Below are 15841 nucleotides of genomic sequence, written 5' to 3' on the forward strand. Positions count from 1 at the left end.
CGATGGAGCTGTTTTAAATATCGTGCCGGATGGCGGCGCAAGCGCCTTATCCGGCCTACAAACTGTAGGCCGGATTCAGGCACATATCAAAAAATTCAATCGTTTTGCGCGGTCTGCTCGCCTGCTGCGGCCATCTGCGCGGCTTTCTGCTTTTTATAACTCAACGCGGCGGCCGGAACGGGCATCGCTTTGCCGGTTTCAATCCAGGTGCGTAAACGGCTGGCATCGGCAAAATGGGTATATTTGCCAAAGGCATCCATCACCACTAACGCCACCGGTTTGTTGTTGATCATCGTGCGCATCACCAGGCAATGACCGGCAGCGTTGGTAAACCCGGTCTTGGTCAACTGAATATTCCAGTTATCGCGGTACACCAGGTGATTCGTATTGCGAAACGGCAAGGTGTATGCCGGGTTTGCAAAGGTCGCCATATCCTCACGTGTGGTGCTTAACTGACCAATCAGCGGATACTGCTTGCTGGCAATCAGCAGTTTCGTCAGGTCACGGGCGGTCGATACGTTATGAATCGACAGTCCCGTCGGCTCCACAAAACGGGTGTGGGTCATGCCCAACGCTTTGGCTTTAGCATTCATCGCTTTAATAAAAGCGTTATAGCCACCCGGATAATGATGCGCCAGGCTTGCCGCCGCCCGGTTTTCCGAAGACATCAGCGCCAGCAGCAACATATTTTTACGGCTGATTTCACTGTTCAGACGCACGCGTGAGTAAACGCCTTTCATTTCCGGCGTCTGGCTGATATCGACTTTCAGTTTTTCATCCAGCGGCAGTCGCGCATCAAGCACCACCATCGCCGTCATTAATTTGGTGATCGACGCAATCGGACGCACAAGATCCGGGTGGTTCGAATAGATCACTTTGTTAGTGTTCAGATCAACAATCATCGCGCTTCCAGAAGCAATTTCCGGTTGAGACGCTACGGCGGCAGCCGCGGTTTTCGCCACAGCCTGTGGCGCAAAAGGGACAGCCAGCATCAGGGCAAGGCTAAATAATGAAACTCGGAATTTCAGCATGATGAGATTTCTGATAATGATTCACGCACGTAGAACGTACACCGCCTGAGCCAGGATTTTACTCAAGCTAGCTCCGGCATCATAGCGACCCGACAGCGTTGTCGCCATAAGAGAATCGTCACGAAATGCTGCATGCTGGTTTTTACACCCGTCTCTTCCCTGCTTCGGGGCGCAGGCGCGCTGCTGTTGTCCATTTACCGCCCTCCTGCGACCCGAATTCTTTTCATACCTCAGAATAACCGGTATCCATATCCCCACAGGATCACCGTCATCGCCAGCAGCACTTCCAGTACCAGCACGCCGATAGCCAGCGTCGAACTGGAAAAGCTCAGACCTTCCTCTTTACTGATGTTCAGGAATGTCGGGATGCCGAGATACAGCAGATAGCCGGTATAAAACAGTGCGACAGTACCGACTAACGCACAGAGCCACACCAGCGGATAAAGCGCCACCAGACCACTTAAAAACAGCGGCGTTGCGACATACCCGGCAAAGACCATACAGTGTCCCAGGGAAGGCCGTTGCGGGTAGTTGCGCGCCATCCACCAGATGACCCGCCCCATCACGGCAACCCCGGCCAGCATCATGCCGTAAAACAGAACCGCGAACGCCAGCCCTGTAAACAGAGACAAGCGCAGCACATTGCCATCACCAAAATTCCAGCCAATTTGCGTGGTACCAATAAAGGCGCAAATCACCGGGATCGCCGCCATCAGCAGCACATGGTGGGTATAGTGATGCGACACCGTTTCGTTTTCGCTTTTGATCACGCGCATTTCACGATCGGGATGGGAAAATAGCCCCCAGACATGGTTCATACCGCCCCCCTGCTTGTCAGCTCTGGATCTCAACACTTCAAGTATAATTCAGCTTTCGATTATTTTATGTACAGCGCATAAAAACCGATGCGCTAACGTCGCGCCTTTTCCGGCCATAAACATTGATAGGGTGTATGCTAAAGGCGGGAGGTCGTTTTCACGTATGGATATCAACAGTCTTATCACGCATTACGGTTACGCCGCGCTGATTATTGGCAGTATGGCGGAAGGCGAGACCATCACCCTGTTAGGCGGCGTGGCAGCCCATCAGGGATTGCTTAAATTCCCTCTGGTGGTGCTCTCTGTCGCACTCGGCGGCATGATTGGCGATCAGGTGCTCTATTTGTTGGGTCGTCGCTATGGCGGCAAAATTTTGCGGCGCTTTTCCCAACACCGCGCCAAAATTCATCTGGCGCAGAAAATGATCCAGCGCCGCCCGTACCTGTTTGTGATCGGTTCCCGATTTATGTACGGCTTTCGCATTATTGGGCCGCTATTGATTGGCGCCAGCCATCTGCCGCCTAAAATCTTTCTGCCGCTGAATATTCTGGGAGCGATGATCTGGGCTTTGCTGTTTACCACCCTGGGCTATATTGGCGGCGAGGTGATCGCGCCGTGGCTGCACAGTTTCGACCAGCATATAAAGCATGTGATTTGGCTGGCGCTGGTGGTTGGGCTGGTTTTTGGCGCTCGCTGGTGGTTAAAACGGCGCAATAAGCCTGATGCGCCTTAGCGCTTCACGCCGGATGGCGGCGTGAACGCCTTATTTGGCCTGCATTAAAGCGCCATCCGGCACGACGCTCAAAGATGATAACCGCCGCCCAGCGCGCTGGTGAGCTGGATGGACGCATCCAGCCATTGCCCTTGCAAAATCAGGCCGTTGCAATGTTCCCGCAGCGCCGGGATCTTCGCCTGGCTGACGCGGGAGCCCGCAATAATTCCGGCATTAAAGCGCACCTGTGCCAGACCAACCACCCGCTGTGCGTCATGCTCAATCTGCCGTTGGTGCTGATTTTTTTCAGCCATCGTTTCAACCTGACTGGCGGCGCGCGCCACATCATTCACCGCATCCACCACCGCTTTGTTGTAATTCGCGACAGAGAGATTACTTTGCGCTTTCGCGATATCAAGACTGGCGTTCAGCCTGCCGCTGTCAAAGATCGGCAGCGTCAGCCCGGCGGTGACGCCCATCTGCTGTGCGGAATGGCGAAACAGATCGCTCAGGTGCAGGGCGTCCTGTTGCAGAAACGCCATCAGGTTGATATCGGGATAAAACGCTGCTTTTGCGGCGTCAACGCTGCCTAAAGAGGACTCAATGTACCAGTGCGCCGCCTGTAAATCGGGTCGGCGAGCCAGAAGTTCATAGCTCAACTGAGCGGGCAACTGGCTTTCAGTCACTGGCAGAGCAACCGTATGCAGGGTCAGCGAGGCCGATTGCGCATTGGTCAGCGCACTCAGACGCGCCTCAATAATCTTCATTTTACCGGCCACATCATTTAGCTGCTGCTGCGTTTTACCGGCATCAATATCGGTTTCCACCCCTTCGACCGAGGAGGTAATACCGTTTTGATACAGCTGGCGATCAACCGTAATGACGTTTTGCTGTTCATGTTCGATTTGCGTCAGCACCGCTTTAAGCGCCGCCTGCGTCTGCCATTCCCAGTATAAACGCGCGACGCCGCTTGCCAGCAGTTGCCGGGTTTGCGCCTGTTCCGCTTCACGCGCTTTCACTACGCCGATTCTCGCGCTGACTTCAGCCCGATTCTTGCCCCAGAGATCCAGATCCCAACCGGCGGTTAAGCCGAACGTCCCGTTGGTGTACCACGGCCCGGTGGTTCCCGCCGCCGGATCGGTGATGGCAAACGGCCCCATCAGCCCTTCCGCAGACATTTTCTGGCGCTCAACATCCGCAGAGAAATCCAGCCGGGGGCCATCCTGCGCTTCAACCGCCTTCGCCTGCGCCTCGGCGAGTTGTATACGCTGTTCAGCCACCTGCATATCAGGAGAATGCTGTAATGCGTTGTTAATTAAGGCATCAAGCTGGGGATCGTGGTACGCCTTCCACCACTGGCTGTCCGGCCAACCGTTTTTTATTGCCGTCGGTAATGGTGAATCAACCTGTGCAGCAGGCGTTTGTCGCGTCAGCGACTGACGGGTATCGTGCATCGGCGCGCAACCCGCCAGCAGCGTAAAAAGAGACAGGCACACCGTTGTGGCCAGGAGAGAATCGCGGTTCATGGAGACGTTCTGGTAAGAAAAGGTGCGCAGAGATTACGTGGTGTTGCGTCCTGTTTTTTAGTTACGCGTGGCAATACATCTTTGGAAAAGGAAAAATATAATTAGAAAATTATAATTTAAACAGATGATTATGGTTAAAGTATTTCATTAAATGATATTTATCTTTTGCGTAATTCCCTGTCGAACCGCTGCCGGATGGCGACGTACCGTCTTATCCGGCCTACACAGACTGTGTAGGCCGGATAAGCGAAGCGCCATCAGGCACGCGGCCAGATAAGGCGATTTAAATATCAATGGACTGAATGGCGCGAGCAATATCAGGGGAATTATTAAGCGCTCGGATTTCCTGAAATAGCGCGGTGGCTTCCGTATATTCCTTACGCAAATACCCCAGCCACTGCTTAATACGCGCGACATGATACAGCCCGGTATCCCCCTGCTTTTCCAGCCGGGTGTATTTTTGCAGCAGTAAAACCACTTCCGGCCAGGGCATACGCGGTTCGTTATATTTCACCACGCGGCTGAGATTCGGGATGTTTAACGCTCCACGTCCCATCATCACCGCGTCGCAGCCGCTGACCGCCATACACTCTTGCGCACTCTGCCAGTCCCAGATTTCACCATTGGCGATAACCGGAATAGTGAGTCGCTGGCGGATCTCGCCAATCGCCTGCCAGTCAATATGTTCGGCTTTATAACCCTGCTCTTTGGTGCGCCCATGCACGACAAGCTCTGTCGCCCCTGCCTGCTGGACGGCATCGGCAATTTCAAATTTTCTTTCGCCGCTGTCCCAGCCCAGACGCACCTTCACCGTGACCGGTAAATGCGCAGGCACGGCTTCACGCATCGCTTTTGCCCCCTGATAGATAAGCTCAGGATCTTTGAGCAACGTCGCCCCGCCTCCGCTGCCGTTCACCATTTTCGACGGACAGCCGCAGTTTAAATCCACGCCATATGAGCCCAGCTCCACCGCGCGGGCGGCGTTTTCCGCCAGCCACTGCGGGTATTGCCCCAGCAGTTGAATACGCACGACTGTGCCGGACGCCGTGCGGCTGGCATTGTGCAGTTCCGGGCAGATGCGATGAAACACTTTTACCGGCAGAAGCTGATCCACCACGCGCAAAAACTCCGTGATGCACAGATCGTAATCATTAACCTCGGTCAGTAGCTCGCGCACCAGAGAGTCGAGCACGCCTTCCATCGGCGCCAGTAAAACACGCATAGCATTTCGTTACCTGCAAAAAAAGAGGCGCTATGGTAGCGCCTCTGTGGTGCGGTTTAAAGTCTCTCAGCGCGGCTCAAGGCAGTTATCTTCCTTCCAGCCATACAGCCACTCAATGCCGCGATAAAACTCCTGCTGGGATTTGCCTTTCCACAGCAGATTACGCACCTGTCGCTCCACGCCTGCGGCATGGTAGACGCGCCCCATCTCGCGGGTTGACCAGACAATTCGCGCCGTGCGGGGAATACGCACCGACTCATACAACGCAAAGGCCTGCTGCGCATCACCATGACAACGCTCCAGCGCTTTACCCAGCGTAACGGCATCTTCCAGCGCCATGCAGGCGCCCTGCGCCATATATTGCGCAACCGGGTGCGCGGCGTCGCCCACCAGCGTGATGCGGTCGGTTCCCCATTTCTCTACCGGTTCCCGGTCAGCGGTCGCCCAACGGCGCCAGGAGGTGGGTTTGTCGAGCATTTGACGCGGACGCGGGTGAATCCCGGCAAAATAAGAGAGCACCTCTTCTTTGCTTCCGTCTTTCACGCCCCACTCCTCCTGCTGACGGCTATGGAACGTCACCACCAGATTGTACTGTTTCCCGCCGCGCAACGGATAATGCACCAGATGGCAGTGCGGCCCGGCCCACAGTACCGGCGCGTTGATGCGCAAATCTTCCGGCATGTCGTCGCACTCCACCACGGCCCGGTACACCACATGCCCGGTCACGCGTGGCGTATCACCAAGCAGACTCTGGCGCACGACCGATTTCACGCCATCGCAGCCCAGCAGAATATCTGCCGTCCAGCTATTCCCCTGCTCGTCAAACACCGTTACATCGTCCGGCGTCTGGCGGATATCGACAATATTCGTTGAAGTCCGGTACTCCACGCCCGGATGAGTCAGCGCCGCTTCCCAGACGGTGGCATGAATATCCACCCGGTGAATCACGGCATACGGGCCGCCAAAATGGTCGCGAAAGGCCTGGCCGGTTTCAATGCGCACGACCTCTTCGGCATTCACGGCGTCCATCATCGTAATATGATCGGTAAAGACCGCGCGCTGGCGAGCCACTTCGCCAACGCCGAGGCTGTCCAGCGCGGAAAACGCATTCGGCCCGAGCTGAATCCCCGCCCCAATCTCACCAATTTCATGAGCCTTTTCCAGCAGCATCACTTTAATGCCCTGGCGCGCCAGCGACAGCGCGGTCGCTGCGCCGCCAATACCGCCACCCACGATAATTGCGCTTGTCACTTTAGCCATTGTCGTTCTCCTTATCAGGCTGAAATTTTGTCTTGTTGATTTTCGGGGGCAGCGGCGATAAAGGCCGGAAGCCGGGTGCAGGCGTCATAAACCGCCTTGCAGCGCGGATAACCGCTCAGGTCGCATCCCATTCGCAGCGCATTGGCCCATTGTGGAATCAGGCAGCAATCCGCCAGCGTGGGCGCATCCCCCACGCAAAACTGCCCGGACTGCCCCTGGCGCAACAACTGTTCCACCGCGCTAAGCCCTTGTTGCACCCAGTGGGCGTACCAGCGTTTCTTGTCTTCTTCGCCGATCTTCAGCTCGTCAGTCAGGTAGCGCAATACGCGCAGGTTGTTCACCGGGTGAATATCACAGGCAATGGCATAGACAATTTCCAGCACCTGGCTGCGCGCCGGATCGACCAGCGGTAGCAACGGCGTCTGCGGGAAGTGGCGATCCAGCCAGTCGATGATTGCCAGCGATTGCCCGAGAGATTCACCGTCATCAGTCACCAGCGTCGGCACCAGCCCGCTCGGGTTCATCCGTCGATAGCTCAGCGCATTCTGCTGGCCGATACGAATGTTGACGCCCACCGTCTCATAATCGATGCCTTTTAATGCCAGCGCGATACGCACGCGATAAGACGCCGAGCTATTAAAAAAACTGTACAGCTTCATCATTCACCTCAGACAATCTTCACGGCGATCGGCGTTAACCCTTCCACATTGCCGGTAATCACATCCCCTTTCACCACTGCCCCTACCCCTTCCGGCGTGCCGGTGAAAATCAGGTCGCCCGGTTGCAGTTCAAAAAAGCCGGACAGGTAGCTGATGGTTTCATTGACGGACCAGATCAGATGGCGAATATCGCTGCGCTGATGATCTTCCCCGTTTACCTGTAACCAAATCGGCGCGTTGTTGACGTCTGCCACATCGGTCGCTTTATGCAGCGGCGCAATCGGCGCGGACGAATCAAACGCTTTGCCGATTTCCCACGGGCGCCCCATCTGGCGCATTTCCATCTGGCGGTCGCGGCGGGTCATATCCAGCCCGGTGGCATAGCCCCAGACATACTCATGCGCCTGCTCAAGCGGAATATCGCTGCCCTGCTTGCCTATCGCCACCACCAGTTCAATTTCATAGTGATAGTTATCGGTCTGCGACGGATAGGCCAGCGCCAGCGTTTCGCCAGCCGCAACCGGTACGACCGCATCGGCCGGTTTGCAGAAGAAGAACGGCGGCTCACGATCGGGATCGAACCCCATCTCACGGGCATGGGCGGCGTAGTTACGGCCAACGCAGTAGACGCGGCGAACCGGGAATTGCTCATCGCTGCCAACAACCGGCACCGCGACTGGCGCCTGAGGTTCGAATACATATTTGCTCATTTTTTCTCTCCCAATTTAATAACGCGCTTCGCGGAACAAGCCGAGGGCTTCCTGAACCGGTTTGTCCGAAAAACTGAATAAAACGGTATCTTCCGTGGTCTGGAACGACACCCCGTGCCATGTCGGCACCACAAAGATATCTTTCGCCGTGAAGTGGAACGTCTCATTGCCAATGGTGACCTGCCCGGAACCTTCCACAACGTGATAAATGGTGCTGTCGGTCGTGCGCGCCACGCGCGACGCAAACCCTTTCGGCAACAGTTGCAAAAACGCGCCCATCGAAGGCATCGGATAGCCCCCGGTGACCGGGTTGACGTAGCGCATCTTGTAGCCATCCCATTCGTCAGGTTCCCCCATCCGGGTCAGGTCATGCAGCGCTTCACGGCTACGGTCGTAGCGGTAGTTGAAAATCGGCGAGGAATTGCCGACCTGGTGGCGTAGCGGTAGCATGTTGGCGGCGTAGCGCGGCAGGTAATCGCCTTCTTTGCGCGTCACCGGCTGCTGTTCTTCCGGGTAATCTTCTGCAAACCCGCAGCCCAGCGTATTCACCAGCGGCAGATCCAGACCGTCCAGCCATACCACCGGCTCGTCGCCAGGGTTGCCGTGATCGTGCCAGCGCCACTGCGGCGTCAGAATAAAGTCGCCCGGGTGCATCTGCGTCCGCTCGCCGTCAACGGCGGTGAAAGCGCCTTGCCCTTCCACAATAAAACGCAGCGCCGACTGGTTGTGGCGATGACTCGGCGCCACCTCGCCTGGTAAAATCAATTGCAGTCCTGCGTACAGCGTCGCGGTAATTGACGACTGTCCGCGCAGCGCCGGGTTTTCCAGCACCAGCACCCGGCGGACAGCCTCTTTCGCGCCAATCAGGTTGCCGCTTTCCAGCAACAGCGGGCGGATCTCCTGATAGTTCCAGTACGCAGGCGCGCAATTGGCGTTCGGCGTTTGCGGCACCAGGTGGTGCAGCGACTCCCAGAGCGGCGTCAGGTTTTGCCCGGAAATGTGCTGATAAAACTGCTGACGGTTGTGTTTAACATCCTGATTCACTTCAGACATGGAGGTTCTCCTTATTCGTTCACGACGCCTGCCCGGGGCAGCACGTCAGGTTCAGAGGCTGAGTGGCGGACAACCGCCGTCAACATGGCGAGCATCACCGCGCTAATGGCAGCCGGAATCGCGATGACGAAAAACAGCGTATCGAAAGAGAAATTCATCGCCATCATCATGCCGCCGGAGAGCGAGCCGACAATGGCGCCGCAGCGCCCGACGGCATTGGACCAGCTCACGCCGGTTGCACGGCTTTGAGTCGGGTACAGCGTCGCAGTTAAGGCATTCAACCCCACCTGCGATCCGCTGATGCCAATGCCCGTACCAAAAATCGCCAGCGCCATCAGCCACAGTCCGTTTTCGCTCAGGCCAATCATCACGATGCAGACCGCGCCCAGCGCGTAGCTCACGGCCAGCACCCGGAACGGATTGTGTTTGTCCATCAGTACGCCGAGTAATAGCGCGCCGAGCGTACCGCCGACCTGGAATGCGGCAGTGACCCAGGAGGCATGCTGCAAATCGATTCCCCGGTGATTCAGGAGCGTCGGCATCCAGCTGGAGAGCAGGTAGATAATGAGCAGGCTCATGAAGAACACGACCCATAACATCAGGGTAATGGGAAGCTGACGCCCGACAAAAAGCTGGCGGATACTGCCTTTTGAAATGGCGGCGGCTTCATGAAGATAGAAATGCGTATTGTCGTAGCGTTCGCCGGTGATGGCGCCAACCGTTCTGGCAATCGCCGCCTGCGGGCGCTGACGACGCACCTGCCAGCGTGGCGACTCGGGCAGAACAAACAGCAAGGCGAAAAACAGCATTAAGGGCAATACGCCGCCGAGCACCAGAATGCCGTGCCAGCCAATCAGCGGCACCAGTTGCGCGCTGACGATGCCGCCCATCGCCGAACCGAGGGTAAACCCACAGAACATCAGCGTCACCAGCGCCCCGCGACGGCGGGCGGGAAGGTATTCCGACGTCATCGTGATGGTATTCGGCATCGCGCCGCCCAGCCCTAGCCCGGTTAAAAAGCGCAGTACCACCAGCGTTTGCAAATCCGGCGAGAAGGCGGAAAGCAGGCTCAAGGCGCCAAACAGCGCCACGCACAATTCAATCACCCGTTTACGGCCAAAACGGTCTGACAGCGGGCCGCACAATAGCGCCCCTGCCGTCAGCCCCAGCAGACCCGCGCCGAACAGCGGGGCCAGATCGCTGGCGCTCAATTGCCAGTGCGTACGGATATCCGGCGCAATAAAGCCAATTGCAGCCGTATCAAAACCGTCGAGCATTACCACCAGAAAGCAGCAGATGATAACGCGCCACTGCATTTTGCCGACGGGGGCGGCGTCAATCAGTGCTTGTAGATCACGTCGTTGAGTCATAGTGAATGCCTCGGTGCAGGTAAGGTAGATGTCATTTTTGTTTTTTGTATGTTGCAAGTTTGTAATCATGGCGATGAAATGTACAATGGCATTTCGGGCAGAGGCATAACCTGGGGGTTATATCAAATGGCGAATTGGGCGCAAAAATTGAAGCTGCACCACCTGCAAATGCTGGTCGCGCTGGGGGAACAAGGGAATCTGACCCACGTTGCGCGAATGATGAACATCACCCAGCCCGCGCTGTCGAAGTGGCTGTCACAGCTTGAAGATGAGATCGGAATCACGCTTTTTGAACGCCACAGCAAGGGGTTACGCCCTTCAGAAGGGGGCAAGCTGTTGCTCCAGCATGCGCAGCGGCTCATCAACGATATGGAACGTTCGCAGTATGAGATCGCGCGCTTTAAGCAAGGTGGGCTGGTGGGAAGCCTGAAAATCGGCTGTTCACCGGTCGCGACAGACTGCGTGTCGCAGGCGATCCTCTGCCTGCTCAATGAGATGCCGACGCTGCACCTGAATATTGAAGAGAAAGTCATGACCCCGCTTTTACACGATCTGCTCGCCGGGTCGCTGGACGTGGTGGTAGGCCGCGTAGGCGGTCGGGCGCTCCAGCTGCCGTTAAATTATCAGGTGCTCTACACCGAACCGGTCTGCTTTGTCGCCCGCCTCCATCATCCTCTGGCCTCACACGCCACGCTTTCCTGGAACGACCTCGCCCACTGGCGCTGGATTGTCTGGCCGACCGGTACGCCAATTCGCATCAGCATTGATAACGCCCTGGTGGACAACGGCGTGATGCTGCCGGAAAACACCATCGAATCCGCCTCGATGAACGTCAGCACCAATTTGCTGCAAAGCAGCGATATGATCTCTATTCTTTCTCTACGCCTGGCGCAACGCTATGCCAGCCAGGGCCAGTTGGCTATCTTAAACCTGCCGAAAATAGAACAGAAAGGAAGCGTGGGCATGTTCTGGCGCAAGAACGAGACCCCTTCTCTTGCGTTGAGTCGTTTTCTGCATTTTCTGGCGCAGGTTTAGCGCGGGCAACGGGGCGTTGCCCGATGTTCCCGTTGTCTATTTCCACTATGCTCAGAATTCATGATGTGATCGGTAGCACGTTTTAAAGTTTAATTGTATGATGAATCTGTTTCATCAAGGGCTTTTACCATGAGTAAATCACTGAATATCATCTGGCAGTATTTACGCGCATTTGTACTGATATATGCCTGTTTGTATGCGGGTATTTTCATTGCATCGCTGCTTCCTATTACGATTCCCGGCAGCATCATCGGCATGTTGATTCTGTTTGTTTTACTGGCGCTACAAATTCTGCCAGCGAAGTGGGTAAACCCGGGATGCTATGTCCTGATCCGTTACATGGCGCTGCTGTTTGTGCCGATTGGCGTCGGCGTCATGCAGTACTTCGATTTGCTGCGTGCGCAGTTTGGCCCGGTGGTGGTCTCCTGTGCGATCAGTACGCTGGTTGTTTTCCTGGTCGTGAGCTGGAGTTCGCATATCGTACACGGTGAACGAAAAGTGTTAGGGCAGAAAGGATCGAAAAAATGATGTCGTATATCTGGTGGTCGTTACCCCTGACGCTGGCGGTCTTTTTCGCCGCCCGCAAACTGGCTGCGCGCTTTAAGATGCCGTTGCTTAACCCGTTGCTGGTTGCCATGGTGGTCATCATCCCGTTTCTGATACTGACCGGCATTCCTTACGATCACTATTTCAAAGGCAGCGAGGTGCTCAACGACCTGCTGCAACCCGCCGTCGTGGCGCTGGCGTACCCTTTATATGAACAACTGCACCAGATCCGCGCCCGCTGGAAATCCATCATCACGATCTGCTTCGTCGGCAGCGTGGTCGCTATGGTGACCGGAACCACTGTCGCCTTACTGATGGGCGCCACGCCGGAAATCGCCGCATCGGTATTACCGAAATCGGTCACAACCCCAATCGCAATGGCGGTGGGCGGCAGCATCGGCGGCATTCCCGCCATTAGCGCCGTCTGCGTTATTTTCGTCGGGATACTGGGCGCCGTATTTGGTCATACCCTGCTCAACCTCATGCGTATCCGTACCAAAGCCGCACGCGGTCTGGCAATGGGAACCGCCTCGCACGCCCTGGGCACTGCGCGCTGCGCCGAGCTGGATTACCAGGAAGGGGCGTTCAGTTCGCTGGCGCTGGTGATCTGCGGGATCATCACCTCGCTGCTGGCGCCGTTTCTCTTCCCGATTATTCTGGCGGTAGCGGGTTAAAATTTGCGATGCGTCGCGCATTTTTAATTTAAGTTTCACAAGTTGCAATCACAATGAGATTTGGATCACATATAAAGCCGTAACAGCTCCGTAAACTACGATTCCATTACATTGTTATGAGGCAACGCCATGCATCCACGTTTTCAAACTGCTTTTGGCCAACTTGCGGATAATCTGCAATCAGCGCTGGCGCCGATTCTGGCAGATGAGCATTTTCCCGCCATGCTGACTGCGGAGCAGGTCTCGACGCTTAAGCGTGAATCGGGGCTGGACGAAGACGCGCTGGCTTTCGCGCTCCTGCCGCTGGCTGCCGCCTGCGCACGCACCGACCTTTCCCACTTTAACGTTGGCGCTATCGCGCGCGGCATCAGTGGAACCTGGTATTTCGGTGGGAATATGGAGTTCCTGGGCGCGACGATGCAGCAAACCGTTCATGCCGAACAAAGCGCGATCGGCCATGCCTGGCTGCGCGGTGAAAAAGGGCTCGCCGCCATCACGGTTAACTACACCCCTTGCGGTCATTGCCGTCAGTTTATGAACGAACTGAACAGCGGCCTGGATCTGCGTATCCACCTGCCGGGGCGCGTACCGCATACCTTACGCGACTATCTGCCCGACGCTTTCGGCCCGAAAGACCTGGAGATCAAAACGCTGCTGATGGACGAGCAGGATCACGGTTTCGCGCTGGAGGGCGACGCGCTGACTCAGGCAGCGATTACCGCCGCCAATAAATGTCATATGCCTTACAGCCACTCCCCAAGCGGCGTGGCGCTGGAATGCAAAGACGGGCGTATTTTCACCGGCAGCTATGCCGAGAACGCCGCCTTTAACCCTACGCTGCCGCCTTTGCAGGGCGCACTGAATCTGCTGAACCTGAACGGGTATGACTATCCAGATATTCAGCGCGCAATTCTGGCGGAGAAAGCCGACGCGCCGTTAATCCAGTGGGACGCCACCGCCGCCACGCTGAAAGCGTTAGGCTGCAATAATATCGACCGCGTACTGCTGGGTTAAGCCCAGGAACACGCAATGTGCGTAGGCCCGATAAGCACAGCGCCATCGGGCAACATGCAAATGGCAAGAATGTCTAAAATCCCCCCAATCAGACTGCTGTTTCTTGCGCTTCGACAGCGGGTACAGTAGCCTGATTGAAATTTCATCCCTTTATCGAGTTCTCTGCATGTTAAAGCGCGTGTTTTACAGCCTGTTAGTCCTGATCGGCTTGCTGCTGTTGACTGTGCTTGGTCTCGACAGATGGATGAGCTGGAAAACCGCGCCCTATATTTACGACGAATTACAGGATCTCCCCTACCGCCAGGTGGGAGTGGTATTAGGCACCGCAAAATACTATCGCACCGGCGTCATTAATCAGTATTACCGCTACCGCATTCAGGGCGCGTTAAACGCCTACAACAGCGGCAAGGTCAATTATCTGCTGCTCAGCGGCGATAACGCGCTGCAAAGCTATAACGAACCGATGACGATGCGTAAGGATCTAATCGCCGGGGGCGTTGATCCTGCCGACATCGTGCTCGATTATGCCGGTTTTCGCACGCTGGACTCCATTGTGCGCACGCGCAAAGTGTTTGATACCAACGACTTCATCATCATTACCCAGCGTTTCCACTGTGAACGCGCGCTGTTTATTGCGCTGCATATGGGAATTCAGGCCCAGTGCTATGCGGTGCCGTCGCCAAAAGATATGTTAACGGTACGCGTACGTGAATTTGGCGCCCGATTCGGCGCGCTGGCGGACCTTTATATTTTCAAACGGGAACCTCGCTTCTTGGGCCCGTTAGTTCCCATCCCAACAATGCATCAGGTGCCGGATGACGCCCAGGGCTACCCGGCAGTAACGCCTGAGCAATTGCTGGAACTGCAAAAGAAACAAGGAAAATAAGCGTGGAAGGGAAAACGATCTTTGTGGTCATCGCCGTCCTGATGGTGATGCTGTTTAGCTTACGGGAAGCCTACAAAGGCTGGCGCTCTGGCGCCGTGGATAAAATCGTCAGGAACGCCCGCGAACCCGTATACGCCTACCGTGCAGAAACCCCTCTCCTTTACTGGAGCTACATCGGGTTATATCTGTGCATGTCGGTTTGTACGCTCGCCGCAGGCATTTATTTTCTGTTCTTTAGATAACGCGCAGAAACAAAAAAGCCCGAAACAGTTGCCTGCTTCGGGCTTTTTCATGCCGGTAATTACTTCTTACGGGCGTATTTCAGCGAGTCCAGCGCCACCGCGAAGATAATGATGCCGCCTTTAATGATGTACTGCCAGTAAGGGTTCACGCCGATATAGGTCAGACCGTAGTTGATGACGGTAAAGATAATCACACCGGTCACAACGCCGAATACCGTCCCGACGCCGCCGCTAAACGACACGCCGCCGACCACGCAGGCGGCAATCGCATCCAGCTCATACATAAAGCCGAGGTTGTTGGTCGCAGAACCGATACGCCCCGCTTCCAGCAAACCGCCGAATGCGTAGAACACACCGGACAACGCATAGATCATCAGCAGGTTCAGCCCCACGTTAACGCCGGACACTTTTGCCGCTTCCGGGTTGCCGCCGATAGCGAAAATGTTCTTACCGAAACGGGTTTTATTCCACAGGATCCAGACGAACGCCACCGCAATCAGCGCATAGAAGGTAATGTAGGAGAGCCGGAAACTGCCCAGCGCAATAAAGCCCTGCGCAAACGTCGAGAACCCGCTATCAAACCCCGAAATCGGCGACGCCCCGACGAAGTCGTAATACAGGGAGTTGATGCCATAAACGATAATCATCGTGCCCAGGGTCGTGATGAACGGCGTCACATTAAGGTACGCAATGATAATGCCGTTAAGCAGACCAATGACGGCCCCAATTGCGCAGACAATCAGGATCACCAGCGGAATCGGCATGGTGGCCATTTCCGGGAAGACCTTATTGGCGTTTTCCACGGACTGCAACAGCGTTGCGGCGACCACGGCCGCCAGGCCAACCTGACGCCCCGCAGACAGGTCAGTCCCCTGGGTGACAATCAACCCTGCCACACCCAGCGCGATGATAATACGCACGGAGGACTGCGTCAGAATGTTACTTAAGTTCAGCAGACTTAAAAATGTAGGGTCCTGGAAAATAATAATGGCCAGCAAGACTAAAAGAACAACGTAAATTCCGCCTTCTTTCAGATAAGTAAGAAAACTTTTCTTATTTAACGCACTCATGAGGAGCCCCTGA

General features: G+C 55.7%; 17 protein-coding genes. 7 read left to right on the forward strand and 10 right to left on the reverse strand.

The window, feature by feature from the left end:
• Nucleotides 1-95: 95 nt before the first annotated feature.
• Together pbpG and OGV79_RS18475 are read right to left on the reverse strand one after the other, a co-directional pair.
• Nucleotides 96-1031 carry a D-alanyl-D-alanine endopeptidase gene (gene pbpG, locus OGV79_RS18470; protein WP_198447505.1) on the reverse strand — a complete coding sequence of 312 codons (936 nt, stop codon included), beginning with the start codon at nt 1029-1031 and terminating at the stop codon, nt 96-98.
• 230 nt (nt 1032-1261) lie between these two features.
• Nucleotides 1262-1849 (reverse strand): Yip1 family protein, encoded by a 588-nt coding sequence (locus OGV79_RS18475; RefSeq protein WP_012131637.1) that lies wholly within the window; start codon nt 1847-1849, stop codon nt 1262-1264.
• Nucleotides 1850-2012: 163 nt separating this feature from the next.
• On the opposite strand from OGV79_RS18475, the gene OGV79_RS18480 reads away from it, so the two are divergent.
• Complete coding sequence (locus tag OGV79_RS18480) at nt 2013-2582, forward strand: DedA family protein (RefSeq protein ID WP_047462521.1); 570 nt, start codon at nt 2013-2015, stop codon at nt 2580-2582.
• A 68-nt stretch (nt 2583-2650) separates the two neighbouring features.
• Here the strand turns inward: OGV79_RS18480 and mdtQ are convergent, their stop codons facing one another.
• The 7 genes from mdtQ to mhbT all read right to left on the reverse strand — a co-directional run bounded on the left by mdtQ (nt 2651) and on the right by mhbT (nt 10361).
• Nucleotides 2651-4087, reverse strand: coding sequence for a multidrug resistance outer membrane protein MdtQ (gene mdtQ / locus OGV79_RS18485; RefSeq protein WP_286468786.1), 1437 nt, complete (start codon nt 4085-4087; stop codon nt 2651-2653).
• A gap of 283 nt (nt 4088-4370) precedes the next feature.
• Entirely contained in the window at nt 4371-5309 is a 939-nt protein-coding gene (gene dusC / locus OGV79_RS18490; RefSeq protein WP_012131633.1) for a tRNA dihydrouridine(16) synthase DusC, read from the reverse strand.
• Nucleotides 5310-5375: 66 nt separating this feature from the next.
• Entirely contained in the window at nt 5376-6569 is a 1194-nt protein-coding gene (locus OGV79_RS18495) for a 3-hydroxybenzoate 6-monooxygenase (protein ID WP_012131632.1), read from the reverse strand.
• A gap of 14 nt (nt 6570-6583) precedes the next feature.
• Nucleotides 6584-7228: a maleylacetoacetate isomerase gene (maiA, locus tag OGV79_RS18500; RefSeq protein ID WP_286468787.1), complete on the reverse strand. Its 645-nt coding sequence runs from the start codon at nt 7226-7228 to the stop codon at nt 6584-6586.
• Between the two features lie 8 nt (nt 7229-7236).
• Nucleotides 7237-7938 (reverse strand): fumarylacetoacetate hydrolase family protein, encoded by a 702-nt coding sequence (locus tag OGV79_RS18505; protein WP_071258975.1) that lies wholly within the window; start codon nt 7936-7938, stop codon nt 7237-7239.
• A gap of 15 nt (nt 7939-7953) precedes the next feature.
• The gene (gene gtdA, locus OGV79_RS18510; RefSeq protein WP_012131629.1) at nt 7954-8991 is read right to left on the reverse strand and encodes a gentisate 1,2-dioxygenase; all 1038 of its coding nucleotides are present in this window, start codon (nt 8989-8991) and stop codon (nt 7954-7956) included.
• 11 nt (nt 8992-9002) lie between these two features.
• Nucleotides 9003-10361 (reverse strand): 3-hydroxybenzoate transporter MhbT, encoded by a 1359-nt coding sequence (mhbT, locus tag OGV79_RS18515; protein ID WP_115614687.1) that lies wholly within the window; start codon nt 10359-10361, stop codon nt 9003-9005.
• Between the two features lie 126 nt (nt 10362-10487).
• Between mhbT and OGV79_RS18520 the strand changes: the two genes are divergently transcribed.
• The 6 genes from OGV79_RS18520 (at nt 10488) to OGV79_RS18545 (ending at nt 14758) form a co-directional block, all read left to right on the forward strand.
• Nucleotides 10488-11396, forward strand: coding sequence for a LysR substrate-binding domain-containing protein (locus OGV79_RS18520; RefSeq protein WP_200075625.1), 909 nt, complete (start codon nt 10488-10490; stop codon nt 11394-11396).
• Nucleotides 11397-11525: 129 nt separating this feature from the next.
• Nucleotides 11526-11924 (forward strand): CidA/LrgA family protein, encoded by a 399-nt coding sequence (locus OGV79_RS18525; protein WP_012131626.1) that lies wholly within the window; start codon nt 11526-11528, stop codon nt 11922-11924.
• The gene (locus OGV79_RS18530; protein WP_071258980.1) at nt 11921-12616 is read left to right on the forward strand and encodes a CidB/LrgB family autolysis modulator; all 696 of its coding nucleotides are present in this window, start codon (nt 11921-11923) and stop codon (nt 12614-12616) included. Before OGV79_RS18525 ends, OGV79_RS18530 begins: the two co-directional genes overlap by 4 nt.
• Nucleotides 12617-12745: 129 nt before the next feature.
• Complete coding sequence (gene cdd, locus OGV79_RS18535) at nt 12746-13630, forward strand: cytidine deaminase (RefSeq protein ID WP_200075624.1); 885 nt, start codon at nt 12746-12748, stop codon at nt 13628-13630.
• A gap of 166 nt (nt 13631-13796) precedes the next feature.
• Nucleotides 13797-14516, forward strand: coding sequence for an outer membrane permeability protein SanA (gene sanA / locus OGV79_RS18540; protein ID WP_012131623.1), 720 nt, complete (start codon nt 13797-13799; stop codon nt 14514-14516).
• 2 nt (nt 14517-14518) lie between these two features.
• On the forward strand, nt 14519-14758 hold the full coding sequence (locus OGV79_RS18545) for a DUF2542 family protein (RefSeq protein WP_012131622.1): 240 nt from the start codon (nt 14519-14521) through the stop codon (nt 14756-14758).
• Between the two features lie 59 nt (nt 14759-14817).
• On the opposite strand, the gene mglC is transcribed toward OGV79_RS18545, so the two are convergent.
• Nucleotides 14818-15828, reverse strand: coding sequence for a galactose/methyl galactoside ABC transporter permease MglC (mglC, locus tag OGV79_RS18550; protein WP_012131621.1), 1011 nt, complete (start codon nt 15826-15828; stop codon nt 14818-14820).
• Nucleotides 15829-15841: the final 13 nt, after the last annotated feature.

Origin of the sequence: Citrobacter sp. CK185 (genome assembly GCF_030333565.1) — a bacterium.
Lineage (GTDB): Bacteria > Pseudomonadota > Gammaproteobacteria > Enterobacterales > Enterobacteriaceae > Citrobacter_B > Citrobacter_B koseri.